We start from the raw sequence: 20435 nt of genomic DNA, 5'->3' as shown, positions 1-20435 counted from the left end.
GCCCCTCCCTCAAGACCCAGAAAACGAGCGACGTCCGCCCAACCGAGCCCGCTGCGCTCGAGCAGGAGACGGACGTATTTGTCGAGACGCAAGACAGCTTCGGGTCCCGGCTTGGGATCATAGATCTTAGGACCGGAACGATGTGACCTCATGGCCCCTTTATAGACCATCGGATGTGGGCACTCCACCGCGCCGCAACCCGATCGGGTGACTCGACCGGGCGCCCGGATTGGGCGCCCTTCCCGCCCGTATTGGGTCACCCTTTCATTGTGTTCATAGCCCGTCCCGACCGAGTGCGACGGGCCGAACAGTAAAGCGAGGAGAGAAGTTGCATCGACGCAAGATCCCCATCGCCAAGATTGCGATGCTGATGGTGGCCTCGGTCGGCCTCACGATGGCCGTCGGACCGTCATCGACATCGGCCGCAGTTGAAGCCAGCGCCGTCCCGGCCCCCTGCCGCAAGAATCCGAAACTGGGGAAGATCTGCGGTCACACGAGAATCCTCATCGTGCGGTACACCGTGGTGAAGCCCTGCCAAGTCCAGCGAAATTATCCTCACAACCCCGGGGGCGGACGGAAGACCTGGACGATCGGCCCGGGCGCCAGGATCGCTTGGCGGTACAACATCACGGCAAACGCCGCGATGATCTCCGATCCGAGCATGGCTAAATTCCCGCACTGGGGGATCGTCACGAACAGCGACTGCATCGGGGTGACGACCGGACAGCGCGGTCACTACTGGCGATACGAAAAGCTGGGAAGCGGTAAGAAGGGATGGGTCCGGCACGAGACACCCCCAGTTCCGGCGGGCCAGCCGATGCCGAAAGTGGCGAAGCAGGCCGGCTACAAATCCTATCGACTGTACGGGCGCAGCCAGAACGAAAAGACTCAATACTGGAACAAGGTCGATTGGCGGCCGAACGGGGCAACGACACCGACTGCACGGCACAAGATGACGCACAACGCCACATTGCGTGACCGACCGAACGAATTCGTCATCGGGAATGTCATGAAAGGATGGCTGGTTCACTCGACCGGCGAGAAGAGAAGGGGTTACACGAAGGTATATGTTCCGTCCCTGAAACGTTGGGGCTGGCTACAGCTATAGCGAAGGGACAGCCGGCATCTTCGGCCCGACGCCGATCAGCGCGTCGGCCGGAGATGTCGGCACCTGCGACGGCCGGGTGGAACTGCGGCGCACTGGCGGCTGACCGCAATCTATGATCTGCCGCCATGATGCGTTATCCCGTGCTGGATCCCGCCGTGCCGTACCCGAACGTCGCCACCCTGCGGCAGGCGCTGGCCGCCCGGGACTGGCCGGCCTGCCGGGCGGTGCTCGACGCCGCGCCGTCCGCCGAGCGGACCTTTCTGACCAGCGTCGCCGCCGACGTCGAGGGTGGGCGCAAGGCGGAGCCCGGGCCGTACGTCGAGCATGAGACCGCGGCGTTCCTGCGTGCCGTGCTGTGGTCGAACCCGGCCGACGGGGCCGCCGGCGCGCTGCTCGGCCAGCACCTGATCGACCGGGCGTGGGCAGTGCGCACCAGCTACGGTGCCAGCGCGGTCAGCCGGGAACGCTTCGCGAGCTTCCACGAGATCCTCCGCATGGCCGAGCAGGTGCTCACCCCGGCGGCGGCCGCCGCACCCGATGATCCGGCGATCTGGGTGGCGCGGCTGACCGCGGCGCGCGGCCTGCAGATGGGGCAGGCCGAGGCGCTGCGCCGCTACGACCGGCTGGCGAAGATCGACCCGCACCATCTGCCCGGTCAGACCCAGCTGTTGCAGCAGCTCGCGCCGAAGTGGGGCGGCACCTGGGAGGCGCTGCACGCGTTCTCCCGCGACGCGGCGCGGGCCGCGCCGCCGGGCGCGCCGCACGCGATGCTGATCGTCCAGGCGCACCTGGAGCGCTGGATGGACATTCGGGGCATCCGCATCGGTACGGCCAACGCCTACCTTCGCTCCGAACCGGTCCGCACCGAGATCGAACAGGCCGCCCACCAGTCGGTCTGGCATCCGGAGTTCCGGCGCACCTACGGCTGGCTGGAAGCGACGAACACCTTCGCCGTGGCGTACTGCCTGCTCGGCGACATGCGCTCGGCCAAGACGCTGTTCCGCCGGCTCGGCGGGCTCGGCACCGAGTTCCCCTGGGAATATGTGTTCCCGAGCGCGACCGTGGTGATGCGGTGGTACCGGATGCGGTCCCTCCTCGCCCGCGCCCGCTGATCACCTGCGCAGCAGGCGGGTGACGCCCCAGGCCACCGCACCGCAGACCGCGCCGACCGCCAGGCCGGTGAACAGGCTGGTCACCGACATCGCCCCACGGAACAGGAGGTCCTCGGCGCCGGGCGAGAGGCGGCCGGCCAGGTTGCCGCCGAGCGCCGGCGGGTCGCCCTCGAACGCCCGGCTCCAGAAGACGTTGTGCACCAGCGCCAGGCAGGCCCCGTAAACCCCGCCGGCGGCCAGGAGCGTCAGGAACGGACGGGCGGCGCGCCGCGCCGCCACCACGATCCAGATCAGCAACGGTACGAAGACCAGCGCCGCGTTGACGAGTGTCCCCTCCCGCACCAGATCCAGGTCGTGGAAGATCGCTCGGGGCGCGGCCAGCAGGCCCAGTGGTACGGCGAGTCGCCAGATCGTCATGCCCACCGACGGTAGGCACGCCCCGGCACCCGGGAATTCCGCCGACGGCGACGGATGGTGTCGCTTTTCGGCGTACGTCGGCCCTGAGCTGGGGTTCTAGCATCGAGGGATGAGCCGGGCCCGGGACAGAGTGGTCGACACGGCCGTCGCGGCCGGTGTCGCGGCGGTGCTGGCGGTCATCGTTTCGGCCGGCCAGGGTGGTCAGGCGGGTGCGGTGGCGTACGTGTGGGCCGCCGGCCTCGGCGCTCTGATGTTCTGGCGCCGCCGGTATGCGCCGATCGTCCTGGTCGTCACCGTGCTGGGCCTGTTCGCCTATTACGCCGCCGGTCTGCCCGCGATCGGTGTCGCCGTCCCCGTCGCCGCCGCCCTGTACGCGGCGGCCGAGGCGGGGCACCGCCGGCTGTGCGTCGCGGTGGCCGCCGGGGTCCTCGCCGTCTCGATGGGGTTCCGGCTCTTCGAGGGCCAGGACTTCCGGTACGTCGTGCTCTACGAGGGCATCGGTCACGTGGCGCTCATGGCGGCGGCGATCACCCTCGGCGAACTGGTCCGGGCCCGGCGCCGCATCGCCCGGCTGACCGGCCGGCAGATCGAACTGGAGGCCGGCCGGCGGATCGACGAGCACAACCGGGAACTCTCCCGGGAACTGCACGACTCGATCGGGCACCGGCTGACCGTCGCCGCGATCCACGCCAACGTCGCCCGTCAGGAGGCCGCCCGCCGCCCGGAAGCCGCGGCCGCCGCCCTGGAACATGTGGCCGAGGCGGTGTCGGAGGCGCTGGCCCAGTTGCGCGGCACGGTACGGGACCTGCGGACGGCAACGCCCGCGCGGCCCGGGCCGGAGGACGTCGGCACCCTGCTGGAGGCGGCACGTGCGGCCGGTTTCCGGGTGCACGCCGAGGTGGACGCCGCCGCGGTGACAGCCGTCGCGTTCCAGGTGATCCGGGAGTCGGTCACCAACGCGCTGCGGCACTCGGCCGGGCGGACCGTCGAGGTGGAGGTGCGCCGCCGCGACGACGGGACGGTGCTGGTGCGGGTGGCCGACGACGGCACCACCGGCGGGCCCGCGGACGCGGAGGGGACCGGACTCACCGGCCTGCGGGAACGGGTCACCCGGATGGGCGGTCGATTCGGGGCCGGGCCTACGGCGTACGGATGGCGGGTGGAAGCAATCGTGCCGCTGGAAGCGGCGATGCTCGCCGGGAGCTCCGATGCCTGAGGTCAGCGTGGTGTTGGCCGACGACCAGTCGCTGATCCGGGCCGGCATCGCCGCGCTGCTCAGCGGCGACGACGCACCCGGGCTGCCGCCGATCACCGTCGTCGGCGAGGCTTCCGACGGCGCGTCCGCGGTCGCGCTGGTCCGCCGCCTGCGACCGGCCGTCGTCCTGATGGACATCCGCATGCCGGGGATCGACGGGATCGAGGCCACCCGGCAGATCCGCGCCGGCGTTCCCGGTGTGGCCGTCCTGATGCTCACCACGTTCGACACCGACGACGAGGTGCTCGGCGCCCTGCGCGCCGGCGCCGACGGCTATCTGCTCAAGGACACCGCGCCCGGCCCGCTGCGGGCGGCGGTCCGGTCCGCGGCGGCCGGGCAGGCGGTGCTCTCCCCGGAGGTGGCCCGTCAGGTGATGGGTCACGCGGCCGCGAGCCCGCGGACGGCACGCGAACCCCGGCTGGCCCGGCTCACCGCCCGCGAGCTGGAGGTTCTGCGGGCGCTGGCGGGCGGGGACGACAACGCCACGGTGGCGGCGGCGCTGTCGCTGAGCCCGGAGACGGTCCGCACGTACGTCAGCCGGATCCTCACCAAGCTGGAGGCCACCAGCCGGGCCCAGCTGGTCGCGATCGCCCACCGCAGCGGCCTGCCGCGCGGGTAAGGGCTCACAGCGCCCATTCCACGGTGACGGAAACCGTCAGCTCCTGCCGTCCGGGCTCGATCGGCACCGCCGCGTCCGCCGCGGCCATCTTGTAGTTGTCCCCCGCCCACCCGTAGCTGGGCGTCTCCTCGACCACCCGGACGACCCGGCCGAGCGGGCGGCCCGCCTCGCGGGCGTACAGTTCGGCCTTGCCGCGGGCGTCAGCGAACGCCTTCTTGCGCGCCTGTGCGAGCAGGGCCGCGTCGTTCTCGATCGCGAACGAGACACCGTTCAGCCGCGCCGCGTCACCGCCCGCCGCGATGGCCGCGGACATGAGCGCCCCGGCCCGCGGCACGTTGCGGATCTTCGCGGTCAGCCCCTGATTCACGACGTAGCCGGTGATCTCCTCGTTGTCGTTGCGCCTCGGGTTGATGCCGACGTTCGACGTCTGGACGTCGGCCCGGGCCATCCCGGCACGGGCCAGCGCGTTGCGCATCCGGGTAGCGGCCGTGTTGGCGCTGTCCAGGGCCGCGTCGACGGTCGCGGCGCTGGTCTCCACCGCGAAGTTCGCGACCAGCACGTCAGGCTCCCCGAACACCTCACCGGTCCCGGTGACCTGCACGCTCTCCCGGGCTTGCGCAGCGGGCGGAGGCTCCACGGCAACGCCGGCCCAGGCGGCCGAGGGCCCCACGAGCGTGGCGAGGGCGACGAACAGGGGCACCGCGATGCGTGTTCCGATCATTTCCTCATTTAAGGCCGCTGCGCCCGGCTTGATCCGGCATTCCGCACATCCCGACCGTTAGGACGAGGGGTTCGCTGCGTGACGACCGGACTCGCCGAGGCGGTCAGTGCCCGCCGGCGAGGGCCTCGCCCAACGGGGTGCGGGTGTGCAGGACCCGGGCGCCGGCGCGGCGGCTCTCCACCAGGCCGGCGTCGCGCAGCACCGTCAGGTGGTGTGACGCGGTCGAGGCAGCCAGGCCGGTGAGCTGGGCGCACTCGGAGGTCGACAGCGGCTGCTGAAGTTCCAGGACGAGGCGGGCGCGGGCCGCGCCGAGCAGCGCGGAGAGCGCTTCTAGCACGTCCGACACGGGGCGGTGCCAGGTCTCGGAGATCCCGTGGGCCGGGTAGAAGATCGTCGGCTGGGTGGGCGGCTCGTCCAGCACGGCGCAGTCGCGCGTGGACATCACCGTGGGGACCAGCACCAGCCCGGTGCCGCCGCAGTCGACCGTCGCCTCGTAGTGCCGCATCCGGACCCGGACCGCGTCGTCGTGCCAGGTCACCATCGAGTGCAGGGTGGCGATCATCTCGGCCAGGCCGGCGTCGCTGATGCGCCGGGCCCGCACCGCGATGTCGGCGCGCAGCAGGCGCAGCATCTGCGGCCACACCGGCGCCAGCAACGTCTCCCACGCCTCTTCCCAGGCCGCGACGATCACCTTGCGCGCCCGGTCCGGGTCGGCGATCAGCTCCCTGATCTCCTGCTGCCGGGTGCCGCTCGACCGGGCCACCATCTTTCCCAGGTCGAGCCGCACCTGCTCGTCCGGCACGTGGCGCAGGCGCTCCAGCTCCTCCTCGGGCGTCATGTCGCCGGACGGGGCGGAGGTGAGGAAGTCGGGCAGATAACCCTCGACCCCGCTGATCACCGCCAGCAGGCGGAACGCCTCGCCCAGCGGCCGGCCCCGCAGGGTGCGGAACCAGCCCCAGTGCAGCGGCGCGACCTGAGGGCGCAGCACGACGCGCACCGCATGGATCAGCTCGTGGCCCGGGGAGATCCCGAACCGGACCGCCGAGAGGTCGGTCGAATTCAGCCGGAACTCCACGACCTTTCGATCCACGTCGAAAGCCTAGTCGGCACGGCGCTCGCCGTCGGAAGGTGGAGCCGCCGGCGCTCTGCTCGACCATCCGACCGCGACAGAACAGGAACCGTCCCATGGCGCAGTACTTCCTGACCATCCCGCACGACACGGCCGAGGAGCCGACGATGGCGTCGATGCAGGAGATGGACCCGGCCGAACTCGAGGCGATGATGGCCGCCGTCGGCCGCGTCAACACGGCGATGCACGAGGCCGGCGCTCTCGTCCACGCCGGCGGTCTGCACCCACCGTCGACCGCGATCACCGTCGACGCCTCCGGCGGCGAGCCGAAGCGCGTTCCCGGCCCGTTCGTGGACGCGAAGGAGTACGTCGGCGGTTTCTGGATCATCAACGCGCCGGATCAGGAAGCCGCCCTGCACTGGGCTGAGCAGTGCTCGGCCGCCACCGGGTCGCGCATCGAGGTCCGCGCGCTGCAGGAAGCTCCCGAGTGACGCCGTCCCGGTGAGGACGGTGGCCTGTCCGGCGTCGCCGCCGGGCAGGCCATCTCCGGTTCCGGCAGAACTGTCAGAGGTCGCTGCTACCTTCGCCCCTCTGATCGGTACGGGACCCGAGGTGGCGCTGCGGCCGTTGACGACGCTGACCTGGACCATCCTGCGTCTCGGCTGACGGGCCGCCCGGTCAGACCCGCTGGAGCTCGGCCTCCGGCGCTGCGGGCTGGGGCGCCGGCCTGCCGCGGAGACGGTGACGCAGGTTGACCACAACCGACCTGAGCAGCACCGCGGGCGTGGCCAGAGTGCTCGGGTGGGTGCGCATGAACGCGACGTCGTTGAACTTCGTCGCGATCGTGAGGTCCACCGTGGACGCCGCGATCACCTGGTTGATCAGGGCGCGCTGCACCCGTACGGATGCCGGGGGTTTGGCGGTCTCCAACCGCTGCGCGTCACCGGAGGTGGAGAGGTCCCATGCCGCATCGACCACGACCTTCTGCAGTTGGAAGAAGTGCGTGGCCGGCTGCGCCGGATCGGAGGTCGCCGACAGGTATTCGGCGAGGCAGGAGGCGTGCAGCGCGGCCGACGACATGCCCTGGCCGTAAACCGGGTTGAACGATGCGACCGCGTCGCCGACGCTGACCAGCCTGCCCGGCAGCCGGGTCAGCCGGTCGAAGCGGCGGCGCCGAGCGTCCGTCTGCCGGTAGACCCGGACGTCGCCGGCCGGTTCCTCCCGGGCGATCTCCTGGAAGAGCGGAGGCAGGTCCTCGCAGCGGGCGAGGAAGTCGCCCAGGTCCGGCAGCAGCCGGTCCTCGCCATAGGTGGTGAGCATGAGCATCCACTGCATGTCCTCGATGGCGGTGACCGCTGCCTGCGTCTTCTTCCGGTAGTGCGGTGAGAAGCGCGAGATCGCGGCGCCGATCGGCGGATCCTGGTGTGCCCGCCGGAAGTACGCGGTCGCGTAGTTGACGTCGATGCGCATGCGTTCGAGTTCCGGCCGTTCCCAGCCGTCGGCGTCCAGCCAGTCGGAGAGCCGGCTCGCCCGGCCCATGGCGTCGACCACGAAGTCGGCCGGGATCTCCTGGTCATCGATGCGGACCGCGGTGACCTGGCCGTCGCGATAGCCGAGGCCGGTGGCGATGCCGCGGACCGAGCGGACGTTGCCGAGCGCCAGGGTGCGGTGGCGCAGCAGCGTCTCCAGGAAGGTGCGGCTCTCGCTCAGCAGGACCGCGTTGGGGGTCTGCACCGCGCGCACGTCGTCGGCCCATGCCTGGACCTGGTGCCCGAGCGACAGCACCGCGCCCAGGCTGACCGCCTCCTCGGTGAACCCGGGGAACAGGCGCTCGATCTGCGCGCGCCCGCCCGGCAGCAAGGTGTGCACCTGGAACTGCTGCGGAACTCCACGCCGCCCGCCCGCGGCGTCCCTACCCACGTCGTCGCGTTCGACCACGATGACCTCGGCGGCGTGGTCGGCCAGCACGCGGGCCGCGAGCAGCCCGGCGACGCTGCCGCCGAGCACGATCGCGCGCCGCAGCGGCCTGGTCCCGGCCTCGGGTGGCCGGGTGCTGCTCAGCCGTTCGAACACGTCGGCTGGACGGTGACTCACTTCGTTTTCCTCCCCCGGTCGCGGTGTCGCCAGCGGAAGGCATGCAGCTACTGGCGGACATCGCTGTTGTCGCCCGAGATGAGTGCGGCCGCGCGCTCGAACGACGAATCGTGAGCATGGCGCCGGCTCGGGCTATGGCAAGCCTCCATGGTGGCCGCCGCACCCGGAAGTTCGGCCACAGTGTCCGAAGTCCGATTCGGGCGATGCGCGACGAAGATCCGGATGATCACGGTGTCCGGGCGCGCTTGCGGCCGTATTGGGCGAGGGCGCGGAAGGCCGCCTTCGGCGTCCAGGAGCCATCGGGAAGCACGCGTACGATCCCGCGCGCGGCCAGGTCGAAGTCGCGCTCCGGGTCGCCGGTCGTCGGCAGGTGCCGGTTCGCGAAGGTGTAGACGAACGCCGCCTCGACACCACCGGCCTCGTAGTCGTGCAGCAGGTCGATCAGGTAGCGGGCCTGGCCTTCTTCGTCGCGCTCCAGCACTGCGGTGAGCCGGGCGGCGCGGCCGTGCTCGTCGTACGTGACCGGCTCCCCCGCGCCCGCGACGTCGGCCGCGCCGCGGTAGGTGCAGCAGCCGAACTCGGTCGCGGCGTACGGCTTGCCCTGCGACACCGCAGCCGCCAGGGACCGCGGGAAGTCGGCGGCGTTGGTCGCGTCGCGGTATCCGGCGTCGCTGGCGATGACGTCGAACGGCGCCCAGTCCACCGCCTCCAGCGGGATCGACGCGTATCCGACCGGGCCGCCGAACCGCTCCCGCACCGCGGGCACCGCCTCAGCGAGGAAGTCGCGCACCGCGGCCTGCGCGGCGGGAACCACCTCGCGCATCCGCATCGGGTCGGTGAACAGCGCCATCCGCTCGGTCAGGTCGCGGCCGGGCAGGAAGCCGTCGGTGAACATGGCGATCTCGGAGCCGGTGAGATAGACGACGCTCACCCCGCCCCGGCGGATGCGTTCGGCGCGTTCGGCGCCGTCGAGCACGAACGCCAGGAGCTCGGCGCGGTCGAGCCCGTTGGTGAACGGGCAGTACCAGACCTCGAGCCCGGCGTCGGCGGCGATCCGCGCGGCCAGTTCGAGCCGGTCCTGGATGCCGCCGGTGATGCGGACGGCGTCGCAGTGCAGCTCGTCGCGGATGACACGCATGTCGCGCCGCACAGTTTCCGGGTCGAACGGCTCGTGGGTCGTGGACCCCGCGCTCACGAACCCGGTGTCGTAGTTCATGCCGAAGACGCGCATTGGATGGCTCCCCTCCCATATAGGGTACGCGGCGTACCTTATAAGATACGGAAGTGACCACGAGACGCCGGGGCGAGGAACTGGAACGGGCGATCCTTCGGGCGGCGGCGGAGGAACTGCGCGAGTCCGGCTACGCGGGGATGACCATGGATCGGGTCGCCGCGCGGGCCGGGACCAACAAGAACGCCATCTACCGCCGGTGGCCGCACCGGGCGGCGCTGGGCGTCGCGGCCTACCGTCACCTGTCCGACGAGGCGCTGCCGCACCCGGACACCGGAACCCTGCGGGGCGACGCGCTGGAGATGCTGCGGCGGGCCAACGAGACGTGGTCCTCGCCGTACGGGGTGATCCTGCGCGGCCTGCTCGCCGCCGCCGCCGACGATCCGCACCTGCTCGCGCTCATGCGCGAGCGCTCCGGCGCGGACAGCATGGACCGTGCCTGGCTGGCCATGCTGGACCGGGCCGCGGCCCGCGGCGAGGCGCCGGCGACGGCCGTGCGTCCGCGCGTCGCGACCACGCCGATGATGCTGCTGCGCGCCGAGTACGCGATGCGCGGCATCCCCTCGGTCCCCGATCAGGTGCTGGTCGAGATCGTGGACGAGGTGTTCCTGCCGCTCGTCCGCGGCCGCTGATCAGACGGGCCGGCAGAGCAGAGCATCCGGGGTACGCGACGACAGGAACCGGCCCGTCCACGCGATCCCGGCGGCGTACTCGTCGTCGGCGCACTGGCCCTTGTAGCGACCATTGGCGAAGTCACCGCCGGGCCCGCCCGCGGGACGGTTGTCGCCGCGGTCGAACCACACGGTCCGGCCCGGGTCGGTCGCGGCCGCCCCGGCGGCGGCGCACAGGGCGCTCGACACGGCGGCGCCCCGCACCGCGTAGCCGACCAGCACCGAGGACGCCGGGCACTGCAGCTTGGTCCAGCCGGGCGCCCAGTCCCGGGAGACGTGCCGCTCGTCGGTCACCACCTGGTACGCGCTCCACGTGATCGCCCCGGCGACGTCGGTGCACAGGCCCCGGTTGCCGGTGTGACTCAGCCCGATCAGGCGCTGCCCGTCCGGGCACGCGGCCTTGCGGGCGCCGCGGTCCCAGTCGGGCTGGGCGCGCATCCGTGACGACGCGATGAAGTCGCCGTGGTCGGGGCTGAGCATCGATCGGGACGGGACCGGCGCCACGTACCCCTGCCGGGCCGTTGTGGTGACCAGCCGCCGCCACGCGGCGGAGCGCCAGTCCTCGCCGTCCAGCAGGCCGGACCGCCGCCCGGCGGCGTCGAAGAAGAGCAGCCCCCACTCGTTGCCGCTCTCCGCCCAGCCGACCACCGGCCAGTAGGCGAAGTCGGCGTCGGCCCGGACCAGCAGGTCGACGAAGTTCTCGAACCAGGCGCGCTGTCTGCTGCCGGGCGCGGCGTCGGCGGCCACCCCGAACTCGCTGATCCACACCGGCGCGGTGAAGTGGTTGCCGGGCTCGCCGGCGACGAACAGCGCGTCCCGATTGACGACGGCGGCCAGGTCCGCCGGGCTCAGGTCGCGGTATCGGGGGTCGGTGGTCTCCCCCGTCCCGGTGGCGCCGCTGTGGTTCGGGCCGGTGTAGTCGTAGAAGTGCGCCGAGTAGACGAGCTTTCCGGACCGCACCAGGGTGTGCGACAGGGTGCGGACCGGCCGCAGGGTGGGCCGCTCGTGCGGGAAGCCGTCCACCGGGATCCCGGTCCAGTTGATGCCCTCGACGATGATCAGCAGGTGGGGGTTGGCCTCGGCCAGGATCCGGTCGCCGGCCCGCTGGGCGGCGGCGAACCAGTCGTGGGCGTTGCCCCAGCCCCAGTTCGGGTCGTCCAGGACCGTGCGGCGCACCTCGTTGTAGAGGTCGGCGCCGACCACCCGCGGGTCGTCGCGGTAACGGCGGGCCATGAACAGCCAGTCGTCCTCCCACTGCTGGGCGCTCTGCGAGGTGTTCCACCGCTCGTTGCCGTCGACCGCGCAGCACCAGCGGGTGGTGTTCGTGTGGTTGTTCAGGATCACCGCCAGGCCGGCGCCGGTGAGAGCGGCGACCACCCGGTCGTACACCTGCAGCGGGGTGAGCCCGCGCAGCTGCCGGTTGGCGGCCACGGCGGCGTCGGTGACCGGCCGGGCGTCGCGCAGCATCTCGTTCGAGAACGGCAGGCGCACGCTGTTGAGCCCCAGCTCCCGGAACCCGGCGACGATCGCGTCGACCGGCGCCCGGTCGAGCCCGAGCGGGATCCGCCCGGAGTTCTCCCCGGCGTGGTGGCTGGCGTTGTCGGCGGCGTCACCGGACCCGTTCCACGTGCCGCTCGCGCCGTGCCAGTTGCCGGAGCGCAGTTTGAAGCGCTGCCCGTCCGCGTCGACGATGTAACGCCCGCGGGTCGACAGCGGCCCGGCCCATCCGGCGTCCGGCGCCGCGGCGGAGGCCGCTCCGGCGCCGGGCAGCAGGCCGGCCAGCACCACGAATCCCAGAAACAGACGTACGGCCAGCCGCACCGCGACCACCCACCTTCGTCGACGGGCCCGTGATCACATTGAAGTGCATCACCGGCTCGCGCGACAACGACCGGCAGGACCGGATCTAACCCGCCGCTGCCATGGCTGCGTCCTGGTTCGACTTGCGCAGGGCCGGCCCGACGGGTCCGCTGAGCTCGGTGAGCTCCTTGATGCGCCGCTTGTGGACGCGCCGCGCCTTTCGGTCCAGGACCAGGCTGAGCCCGCCGGCGGCGACGACGGCCACGAGCGCGGCATCGGCGGGGGTGACCCGGCCGAGCGGGCTCCGCAGGGCGCCGCTGACCCGGCCGAGCAGTTCCTTGCGGACCCGGGGGTCGCGGACCGTCACCCTGGTCGTGGGGAACAGCCCGAGGATCCGGTGCGGCTGAACGCGGATCCAGCCGCCGTCGCTGAGCTGCTCGCGCACCGTGCTGACCGTGACGCGCTGCCGCCGGTCGATCCAGAACTGCCACTTGCGCGGCCTGGAGCCGGAAATCTCCTCCAGCAGCGCGTCGAGGACGGGATCGTTGCAGGGGTGCCGGACGTCGACGGTCGCGCGGCCACGCTCGTCGGTGAGGTGGCCGCGGACGTAGAGGTCGGCGAGGACCGCGGCGCGGAGCATGGCGCCGAAGTTGGTGCCCACGCCGGCCCGGCCCTTCTCGGGGTGACAGGCCAACAGGAAGACGCGTTGAGGAAGGCTGCCGGGAACGTCCATGTCAGTCCTCTTCCGGTTCCGGCTCGGGTGTGGCGGAGGGTCTGCCGCGGCCGCGCATCCGGCCGACTCCACCGGGGAGACGGCCGGCGTCGGCCAGGGCCTTGCGCAGGAGGAACTCGATCTGCGCGTTCGTGCTGCGAAGCTCGTCGGCGGCCCAGCGCGCGAGTGCGTCGTGCACGGCGGGATCGAGCCGGAGGAGAAGCTTCTTCCGTTCGACAGCCATGGTGGCTAGGAGTAGAGCGTGCCCGCGTTGACCACGGGCTGGGCGTCCCGATCGCCGCACAGGACCACCAGCAGGTTGCTGACCATCGCCGCCTTGCGCTCCTCGTCGAGGTCGACGACGTCGTTCTCGGCGAGGCGGAGCAGGGCCATCTCCACCATGCCGACCGCGCCCTCGACGATCCGGGTGCGGGCAGCGACGATGGCGTTGGCCTGCTGCCGGCGGAGCATGGCGTGGGCGATCTCGGGTGAGTAGGCGAGGCGGGTCAGCCGGGACTCGATGATCTTCACCCCGGCGGCGGCGACGCGCACGCCGATCTCCTCCGACAGCCGGGCGGTGATCTCGTCGGCGTTGTCGCGCAGGGACATCAGAGCGGTGTCGTGCGAGTCGTAGGAGTAGCTGTTGGCGATGTGCCGCACGGCGGTCTCGGTCTGGATGGCGACGAACTCGATGAAGTCGTCGACCTCGAAGACGGCGCGGGCGGTGTCCTCGACCTGCCAGACGACGACGGCGGCGATCTCGATGGGGTTGCCGTCCGCGTCGTTGACCTTGAGCACGTCGGTCTCGTGGTTGCGGATCCGGGTGGAGATCTTGCGCCGAGCGGTCAGCGGGTTGACCCAGCGGAGCCCGTCGGTGCGCACGGTCCCGGTGTAACGCCCGAGGAGCTGAAGGACGCGTGCCTCACCGGGCGCGACCGGGGTGAGACCGGCCAGGGCGATCAGCGAACCCAGCAGGAGCAGCACGCTGACGACGATGAGGGTGACGACGACCGCGGCGCTGTCCTGCTGCACGCCGATCACGAAGACGGCGATGCTGAGCAGTGCCACCAGCACGGACACGATGAGGACCGGCCAGCCCGAGACACCCCGGGCGATGCGCTCGCGGACCTGCGGGGCGGGTAGGTCGAGGTGTTCCGTCATGCAAGGCTCCCTGTCATCGGCGATGGCTAAAGACTAGCAATGTGATATCACTTTTTCAAGCGCGCTCACCTCGCCGGGAAGCGCGCTCACCTCGCCAGGAAGTGCCAGCCGAGCCAGAGCCAGGCGCCGAGGAGGACCACGCGGGCGACGCGGAAGCGCAGCGCCGCCGCCAGGGTCGCCGGCAGTGGGCGGACACGCGAGCCGGGCCGCCGGGCGTACCGGTCGGTGGCGATCACCAAGACCAGGATCGCGGCGAAACCGGCGATGATGGCCGTTCGCGGCGTCACCGGGTCACCAGCCAGAGGCCGCCGCCGAGCCAGAGCAGATAGCCGAGCACCCGGCCCGGATAGGTGCTCAGCAGCGGATCCGCGAGCGTGCTCAGCGTGGGGTGCGCGGCGTCGTCCGGGCCGAGCCAGACACCCAGTTCAAAAGCCACGGCCAGCGCGGCCGCTCCGAGCCAGACGGCCGCCGAGCGACCACCGGCCGGCTCGGCGCGGCGCGGCCGGCGCCACACGCCGATCAGGACCAACGGCAGACCCGCGAGGAGTACGGCGACGAGCGCCGAACCGGTCAGTGGGCGGCACAGGGCGGCCACCAGGGCATAGGCGACGACGGCGGCGGCGACCGCGGCACGTCGCCGCGCGGAGTGACGGACCGGGTCCATCCCGGGATTGTCGCCCGGCCGTTTGACCCGCACCGGCTGCGGTATTTCCCGACCTGTAACGGCCGGCTCTCACCCGTCGGAGGCAGTCCCGCCATGGAGATCGTTCTCGACACCGACATCGGCAGCGACGTCGACGACCTGCTCGCTCTCGCCATGCTGCTCGGCTCGCCGGAGTGGACGGTGACGGCAGTGTCCACCGTCTACGGCGACACGCTGCTGCGGGCTCGGATGGTGCACCGGGCGTACCGGCTCGCGCGCCGCCCGGCGCCGCCGATCGCGGCCGGAGCGCGCGAGGCGCACTCCGGGCGGCCGGTCTGGTGGGCCGGCCACGAGGGCAAGCTCATGCCGGACCTGGCCGGCGAGCAGGTCGACACGAGCCTGGACGCCACGTCGATGCTGCGCGACGGTACGACGGTCGCCGCGATCGGGCCGCTGACCAACGTGGCCGACGCGCTCGCCGGACCGCACCGCATCGAGCGGCTGGTCATCATGGGCGGGAACTTCACCGCGGGCGAACCGGAACACAACATCAAGTGCGACGTGACGGCGGCGCGGACGGTCTTCGACGCGGGCGTGCCGGCTCTCGTCACCGGCATCGACCAGACCGAACGCGTCGTGCTCGACGACGACTCGATCACGGCCGTGCGCTCCTGCGGGGCGCTGGGCGAGTTGCTGGCCGCGGAGATCCGGCAGTTCCGCACGTGGCTCGGGCGGCCGGACAGCCCGCACGACGCGGTCGCCGTGCTGGCGGCGACGCGGCCGGAGCTGTTCACGACCGTACCCGGCTGGATCCGGGTGGACTCCGAAGGAGTCACCACGCTGGAACCGCAGGCGGGCGGACCGCACCGGGTGGTCGTCGACCTCGACGCGCCGGCGGTGCTGCGCGAGATCGTCAGCCGCGTGTGCCGGGCGGCCACGGTCGAGGCCGATCGCTGAATCGCCGCTCGGCCACGCCGTCGCGCCGGCCAGGACCCGGACGACCCGGCCGGCCGCGGCTCGCACCCGCGCCACCGGATCTTCGGCCACGACGCTCGCGGCGGCCGTCTACGCTGCCTGCCGTACCGACGGGAACGGGGGCGGCATGGTCCGGGGCTGGCACGACTGGTTCGGCACGATCACCGGCGTCGTACTGATCACGATCGTCGTGCTGCCGCTGGCCGCGCTGGTGGTGTGGGTGCTGGCGCGCCGGCGGATCGCCGGCGGCGAGACGCCGGCGTGGGCGTGGCGGCGGTCCCTGGCCGAGGTCGGCATCGTCTACGGGACCGTGCCGTGGGTGTGGATGATCCTGCTGCCGGGTGCGGAGGCCCGCGTGAGCCTGGTGCCGCTGCGGGACCTGTTCACGGTTCTCGCCGCCGGCCCGCTGACGGTGGTCGGACAGGTGGGCGGCAACCTGCTGGTCTTCGCGGCGCTGGGGTTCTTCGCCCCGATGCGGTTCGCGGCGCTGGCGTCGGTGCCGCGCATCCTGGCGCTTGCGGCCGGCTGCTCGGCCTTCGTCGAGGCAGCGCAGTACGTCCTGCGACTGGACCGGGTTTCCTCGATCGACGACGTACTGATCAACGCAGCCGGCGCCGCCCTGGCGGCGCTGGCGTCGCGCCGCTGGTGGCGTGAGCCGGATATTCGATGGAGTCGCCCGGCGGAGCGCTGTTAGCGTCGGCCTCGCGTTTCTGGTCGCCGGACAAGGACGGGCCGTTGTACATCTGCTGAGACATTCCACTGCGCCGAGCTAGCGGCTCGGCGCACGGACCTCCCCGCATGAGCCAAGCGAGTGCGGCGCGCCGTCGTGACACCCGGCCCGCCCCTCGCTGCTGCGTCATGCGCGGAATCTTTCCGCGGAGCGTGGTCTCCGCACGGAAATGTCGCAGCAGATCGGTTTCCATCAGTGACGAATACGCAGTGGGTGGTGTGCCCGACCGGGGTGCCGCTCATCCGTCGCCGCTGCCTGCGCTGCAGGTCGGCGCGGTATCAGACCCACGGGAAGTTCCGGGTCAACGCCAATCACAAACTCCTGGACGTGTGGCTTCTGGCGCTCTGCGCCGGATGCGGGGAGACCATCAAATTGACCGTCCTGGAACGGGTCAATGTTCGCGCCATCGATTCATCGATGCTGGACCGGTTCCACGACAACGACATCACCCTCGCGGCGACATTGCTGGGAGATCCGGGCCTGTTGCGCCGGAACGGTGTCGCGCTCGACTGGGACGGTGCATGGGACCTCCGGAGTACGGATATGCCGGACACCGGAGTCATTGACATATCGGTTCGCTTCATTCAGCCGATTCCGGTTCGACTGACCCGATTGCTGGCCGCCGGATTGGGGATCTCGCGGTCGCAGGTGCTCCGGCTGGTCACCGACGGCAACCTGTCGTCGGCGCGGCGCCTCACCGGGACATCGTCCAGCGATTTCAGCTTCACCCTCCGCCGGTAGGGCTGAGCCGGCGGGGACGGCGGTCGAGGCTGCCGCCCCCGCCGGTAGCGTGTGCCGCCATGATCGCGCTCAACCGCCTCGCGCCTGGCGCTGCTCAGCTCTCGTCGTTGGCGCTGGCGGCGGCGTCCGCGGCGATCTGGGCGGTCGGCGTGACCGTGCTTCAGCCGTTGAGCGAGAACATCGACCCCGGGCTTATGGTCGAAGACCACCGGTACTGGACGCGGGAGCTGCGTTTCGGTGCGCTGATGGCGCTGGTGCTCGTACTCATCGTGCTTGCCCGTGGTGGGCGCCGGGCGACCGGCGCCGTGCTGGCCGGTGGCTGCGCCTGGCTCGCGGCCGATGTGGTCCTGGACCGAATGGACCACGTCTCCGGGACTGCCCAGCTCGCGATCGGCGCGGCCGCGGTGGCGCTGCTCTGCGGTGCCGCCGCGAGCGCCACCCCGGTCTGCGGTGCCGCCGCGAGCGCCGCCCGGGCCGAACCTCGGCCTGATGCGCTGCTCACGGTGGCGACCATCGCCGCTGTCGGGTCTGGCTTGGCGACTCTCACGGATTCGCCGACCGGCACCGAACCCGAGCTCCGCGCGGGCAGCGCGGTGGTCGGCTCCCTGCTGGCGCTGGTCGCCGTCCTCGCCGCGGCGCAGGCGGCCGGACCGGTCAGCCGGTCGCGCGCTCGCACCGTGATCCCAGCCGGTGTTCTGGCCGCAGCCGTGCCGTTACTGCTGCGCTACGCGTCTCCGCGAGTGTCTGGCGGCGTGTTCCTCGCCGTTTTCGCGTTCACAGTGCTGCTCGTGGTCATCGTCGTCGCGCTGGCCAGGCCCCAGCCTCGTTCGCAGTGGCGCTGTCCGGCTGCGGCGGTGATTGCCACAGGTGCGCTGACGGTGATGTTCCCACCGCTGATGATCTTCAGCGCGCTCCTGCAGACGGGCGAGCCGTTCACCGCGCTGGCCGGCAATCCACCGGTCGACGAAGCCGAGGTGGACGCCTTGGTCGTCCTTCTGGCGGTACCGATCGGGCTTGTTCTCGGCTCCGTGCTGCGAGGCTTCACGCGGTGACCTGACTCACGTATGTCACAGGAATCGAGTTCCCGGTGTCTCGTGCTCGAAGCCGAACAACGGAGGGGACACGATGTCTGGGAAGACTGCGGTAGTGGTGGTCGGCGGCGGTTACGCGGGGGTGATGGCCGCCAACCGTCTGACGCAGCGCGACGACGTCACCGTCACGCTGATCAACCCGCGTCCGGCGTTCGTCGCGCGGCTGCGCCTGCACCAGCTGGTCGGTGGATCTCATAAGGCGGTGTACGACTACCGGGAGGTCCTGGCCGAGCCGGTTCTCCTGGTGGTCGACTCCGTGACCAGCATCGACGCGGCCGCACGGACGGTGACACCAGCCGGCGGCGAGCCGATCCGCTACGACTACCTGATCTACGCGGTGGGCAGCGCGGACACCGAACGGCGGGTGCCCGGAGCGGCCGAGTTCGCCCACCCGATCGCCACCCTGGAAGCAGCGCAGCGGCTGCGGGCTGTTGTCGACGCTGCCCCTTCGACCGCTCAGCTGACTGTGGTGGGGGCCGGTCCGACCGGTATCGAGACCGCCGCGGAACTGGCCGAGCAGGGACGCCGGGTGACGCTGGTCTGCGGTGGGGTGCTCGGCCCGTACCTGCATGAGCGTGCCCGCCGCACCGCCGCCAAGCGCCTGGCCAAGCTGGGGGTTTCGGTGATCGACGGGCCCGGCACGAAGGTCGCCGAGGTCACCGGCGCGTCGGTGCGGCTTGCCGGCGGCCGGGAGTTGCCCAGCGACATCACCGTCTGGACCGCCGGCTTCGGGGTGCCGGACCTGGCCGCGCGCAGCGGCCTGCGCACCGATGCCGCCGGGCGGCTGCTCACCGACGAGACGCTGACCAGCGTCGACGACGATCGGATTGTCGCGGCCGGTGACGCGTCGGCGCCGTCGGATCTGCCGTTGCGGATGAGCGCGTATGCCGCGGGTTGCCTGGGCGCGCACGCCGCTGACACGGTGCTCCACCGAATCGCCGGCACGCCGGCCGAGCCGGTGAGTGTGCTGTTCACGGCGATGTGCGTCAGCTTGGGGCGGCACGCGGGCATCTACCAGGTCGCGCACAAGGACGACAGCGCGATGAGGCTGTACTTCAGCGGCTGGGCGGGTGCGAAGCTCAAGGAGATGTCCTGCCAGTTCAGCGTGAAGCACCTGGTGGCCGAGGCTCGCAAGCCCGGCTCACACCGCTGGTTGAAGAACGACACCCGGCAGAAGGTACTGGCGGCGCGATGAGCGACGAAGCCACGGAGGCGTTCCTCGCCCACCGGAATCTGCTGTTCACCGTCGCTTACGAGATGCTCGGCTCGGCGGCTGACGCCGAGGATGTGCTGCAGGAGGCCTGGCTGCGCTGGGTCAGGGTCGATATGGCGCGGGTCTGCGACCCGCGCGCCTATCTGGTGCGGATCACCACACGGCAGTCACTCAACCGGTTGCGCACTCTTCAAAGGCGCAAGGAGTCGTACGTGGGGCCGTGGCTGCCGGAGCCGCTGCTGACCGCGCCGGATGTGGCCGAGGATGTGGAGCTGGCCGAGAGTATGTCGATGGCGTTGATGCTGGTCCTGGAGACGTTGTCGCCGACGGAGCGGGCCGTGTTCGTGCTGCGGGAGGCGTTCGGGATCGGCTATGACGAGATCGCCGCGGCCGTGGAGAAGAGTCCGGCGACGGTCCGGCAGATCGCTCATCGTGCGCGCCGGCATGTGGATGCCCGGCGGCCGCGGCAGGTGGTTTCGGCGGCGGAGACCCGCGTGGTGGTGGAGGCGTTCCGGAGGGCGCTGGAATCTCGGGATGTACGGGGTTTGGTCGACGTGCTCGCCAGCGAGGTGGTCGCCATCAGTGATGGGGGCGGCATACGGCAGGCGTCACCGCGGGCGATCGTCGGCGCCGAGAAGGTGGCGCGGTTCATGGTTGGAGGGCTTGGTAAGGCGGACAGCCGACATGTCATCACGCTTGAGACGAAGGTGGTGAATGGGGGTCCGGCACTGGTTCTACGTGTAGATGGAGTGGTGGATGGGGCCTTGACAGTCCGGGTGCAAGATGGTCATATCGCCGATCTCTACTACGTGCGCAATCCGGACAAGTTGCGCCACGTTACTGCGGAGAGCCCGCTTACTCTGCGCTGAGCATTTCGGATGGTCGACAGGGCTTCGCGGACTATGTCGGCTCTCTGCTGGCCCTGCGCCGTATGACCGCCTGACGAAGGTCAGCCGGGGGCCGGCACGCCGGCCCCCTTGGCTGAATCTTCACACGGGGTTACGAGGGATACGGTTCCAGTATCTGGGCGGTCCCGGCGGAATTACGAACTCCTGCGGTAGGCGACCTTGGT

At 71.2% G+C, this 20435-nt stretch carries 23 protein-coding genes; 12 read left to right on the top strand and 11 right to left on the bottom strand.

The genetic code is table 11. From position 1 onward, the window contains the following. The first annotated feature begins 328 nt into the window (after window positions 1-328). Window positions 329-1108 carry a hypothetical protein gene (locus tag AB0F81_RS13885; protein WP_360196061.1) on the top strand — a complete coding sequence of 260 codons (780 nt, stop codon included), beginning with the start codon at window positions 329-331 and terminating at the stop codon, window positions 1106-1108. A gap of 125 nt (window positions 1109-1233) precedes the next feature. Next, window positions 1234-2220: a hypothetical protein gene (locus AB0F81_RS13880; protein ID WP_360196058.1), complete on the top strand. Its 987-nt coding sequence runs from the start codon at window positions 1234-1236 to the stop codon at window positions 2218-2220. On the opposite strand, the gene AB0F81_RS13875 is transcribed toward AB0F81_RS13880, so the two are convergent. Beyond that, on the bottom strand, window positions 2221-2637 hold the full coding sequence (locus AB0F81_RS13875; protein ID WP_360196055.1) for a hypothetical protein: 417 nt from the start codon (window positions 2635-2637) through the stop codon (window positions 2221-2223). A 109-nt stretch (window positions 2638-2746) separates the two neighbouring features. On the opposite strand from AB0F81_RS13875, the gene AB0F81_RS13870 reads away from it, so the two are divergent. After that, on the top strand, window positions 2747-3853 hold the full coding sequence (locus AB0F81_RS13870; protein WP_360196052.1) for a histidine kinase: 1107 nt from the start codon (window positions 2747-2749) through the stop codon (window positions 3851-3853). Beyond that, entirely contained in the window at window positions 3846-4511 is a 666-nt protein-coding gene (locus AB0F81_RS13865; protein ID WP_360196050.1) for a response regulator transcription factor, read from the top strand. The genes AB0F81_RS13870 and AB0F81_RS13865 overlap by 8 nt, the downstream gene beginning before the upstream one ends. Window positions 4512-4515: 4 nt before the next feature. Here AB0F81_RS13865 and AB0F81_RS13860 read toward each other — a convergent pair whose 3' ends face one another. Both AB0F81_RS13860 and AB0F81_RS13855 read right to left on the bottom strand, forming a co-directional pair. Continuing rightward, window positions 4516-5232, bottom strand: coding sequence for an SIMPL domain-containing protein (locus AB0F81_RS13860; RefSeq protein WP_360196047.1), 717 nt, complete (start codon window positions 5230-5232; stop codon window positions 4516-4518). Between the two features lie 103 nt (window positions 5233-5335). After that, window positions 5336-6322, bottom strand: coding sequence for a DUF5937 family protein (locus AB0F81_RS13855; protein WP_360196044.1), 987 nt, complete (start codon window positions 6320-6322; stop codon window positions 5336-5338). 95 nt (window positions 6323-6417) lie between these two features. Here AB0F81_RS13855 and AB0F81_RS13850 point away from each other — a divergent pair, with 95 nt between their 5' ends. Then, complete coding sequence (locus AB0F81_RS13850; RefSeq protein WP_360196041.1) at window positions 6418-6792, top strand: YciI family protein; 375 nt, start codon at window positions 6418-6420, stop codon at window positions 6790-6792. 187 nt (window positions 6793-6979) lie between these two features. Here the strand turns inward: AB0F81_RS13850 and AB0F81_RS13845 are convergent, their stop codons facing one another. Beyond that, window positions 6980-8395 (bottom strand): FAD-dependent monooxygenase, encoded by a 1416-nt coding sequence (locus AB0F81_RS13845; protein ID WP_360196038.1) that lies wholly within the window; start codon window positions 8393-8395, stop codon window positions 6980-6982. 226 nt (window positions 8396-8621) lie between these two features. Next, window positions 8622-9626 (bottom strand): hypothetical protein, encoded by a 1005-nt coding sequence (locus tag AB0F81_RS13840; RefSeq protein WP_360196035.1) that lies wholly within the window; start codon window positions 9624-9626, stop codon window positions 8622-8624. Between the two features lie 53 nt (window positions 9627-9679). Between AB0F81_RS13840 and AB0F81_RS13835 the strand changes: the two genes are divergently transcribed. Next, window positions 9680-10258, top strand: coding sequence for a TetR/AcrR family transcriptional regulator (locus AB0F81_RS13835; protein WP_360196033.1), 579 nt, complete (start codon window positions 9680-9682; stop codon window positions 10256-10258). Here the strand turns inward: AB0F81_RS13835 and AB0F81_RS13830 are convergent, their stop codons facing one another. The 6 genes from AB0F81_RS13830 to AB0F81_RS13805 form a co-directional block, all read right to left on the bottom strand. Further along, window positions 10259-12127, bottom strand: coding sequence for a cellulase family glycosylhydrolase (locus AB0F81_RS13830; RefSeq protein ID WP_360196030.1), 1869 nt, complete (start codon window positions 12125-12127; stop codon window positions 10259-10261). Between the two features lie 76 nt (window positions 12128-12203). After that, entirely contained in the window at window positions 12204-12830 is a 627-nt protein-coding gene (locus AB0F81_RS13825) for a GPP34 family phosphoprotein (protein ID WP_360196027.1), read from the bottom strand. 1 nt (window position 12831) lies between these two features. Then, complete coding sequence (locus AB0F81_RS13820; RefSeq protein ID WP_360196024.1) at window positions 12832-13053, bottom strand: hypothetical protein; 222 nt, start codon at window positions 13051-13053, stop codon at window positions 12832-12834. A gap of 5 nt (window positions 13054-13058) precedes the next feature. Beyond that, the gene (locus AB0F81_RS13815; RefSeq protein ID WP_360196021.1) at window positions 13059-13970 is read right to left on the bottom strand and encodes an SPFH domain-containing protein; all 912 of its coding nucleotides are present in this window, start codon (window positions 13968-13970) and stop codon (window positions 13059-13061) included. 86 nt (window positions 13971-14056) lie between these two features. Continuing rightward, the gene (locus AB0F81_RS13810) at window positions 14057-14257 is read right to left on the bottom strand and encodes a DUF6186 family protein (RefSeq protein ID WP_360196018.1); all 201 of its coding nucleotides are present in this window, start codon (window positions 14255-14257) and stop codon (window positions 14057-14059) included. After that, a complete protein-coding gene (locus AB0F81_RS13805) occupies window positions 14254-14634 on the bottom strand; it encodes a hypothetical protein (RefSeq protein WP_360196015.1) in 381 nt (126 codons plus the stop codon). The genes AB0F81_RS13810 and AB0F81_RS13805 overlap by 4 nt, the downstream gene beginning before the upstream one ends. A gap of 93 nt (window positions 14635-14727) precedes the next feature. On the opposite strand from AB0F81_RS13805, the gene AB0F81_RS13800 reads away from it, so the two are divergent. From AB0F81_RS13800 to AB0F81_RS13775, 6 genes are all read left to right on the top strand, one after another. Next, window positions 14728-15570 carry a nucleoside hydrolase gene (locus AB0F81_RS13800; RefSeq protein WP_360196012.1) on the top strand — a complete coding sequence of 281 codons (843 nt, stop codon included), beginning with the start codon at window positions 14728-14730 and terminating at the stop codon, window positions 15568-15570. Window positions 15571-15715: 145 nt separating this feature from the next. Continuing rightward, on the top strand, window positions 15716-16282 hold the full coding sequence (locus AB0F81_RS13795; RefSeq protein WP_360196009.1) for a VanZ family protein: 567 nt from the start codon (window positions 15716-15718) through the stop codon (window positions 16280-16282). Between the two features lie 231 nt (window positions 16283-16513). Further along, window positions 16514-17059 (top strand): DUF1062 domain-containing protein, encoded by a 546-nt coding sequence (locus AB0F81_RS13790; RefSeq protein ID WP_360196006.1) that lies wholly within the window; start codon window positions 16514-16516, stop codon window positions 17057-17059. A gap of 59 nt (window positions 17060-17118) precedes the next feature. Next, window positions 17119-18111 (top strand): hypothetical protein, encoded by a 993-nt coding sequence (locus AB0F81_RS13785; protein WP_360196003.1) that lies wholly within the window; start codon window positions 17119-17121, stop codon window positions 18109-18111. Window positions 18112-18184: 73 nt separating this feature from the next. Then, window positions 18185-19345 (top strand): FAD-dependent oxidoreductase, encoded by a 1161-nt coding sequence (locus AB0F81_RS13780; protein WP_360196000.1) that lies wholly within the window; start codon window positions 18185-18187, stop codon window positions 19343-19345. Next, window positions 19342-20232, top strand: coding sequence for an RNA polymerase sigma-70 factor (locus AB0F81_RS13775; protein ID WP_360195997.1), 891 nt, complete (start codon window positions 19342-19344; stop codon window positions 20230-20232). The genes AB0F81_RS13780 and AB0F81_RS13775 overlap by 4 nt, the downstream gene beginning before the upstream one ends. Window positions 20233-20435 lie beyond the last annotated feature (203 nt).

This window comes from Actinoplanes sp. NPDC024001, from assembly GCF_040638955.1.
Taxonomy (GTDB): Bacteria; Actinomycetota; Actinomycetes; order Mycobacteriales; family Micromonosporaceae; genus Actinoplanes.
The sequence above is the reverse complement of the archived record's forward strand: the minus strand, read 5'-3'. Positions and strand labels throughout refer to the sequence as shown.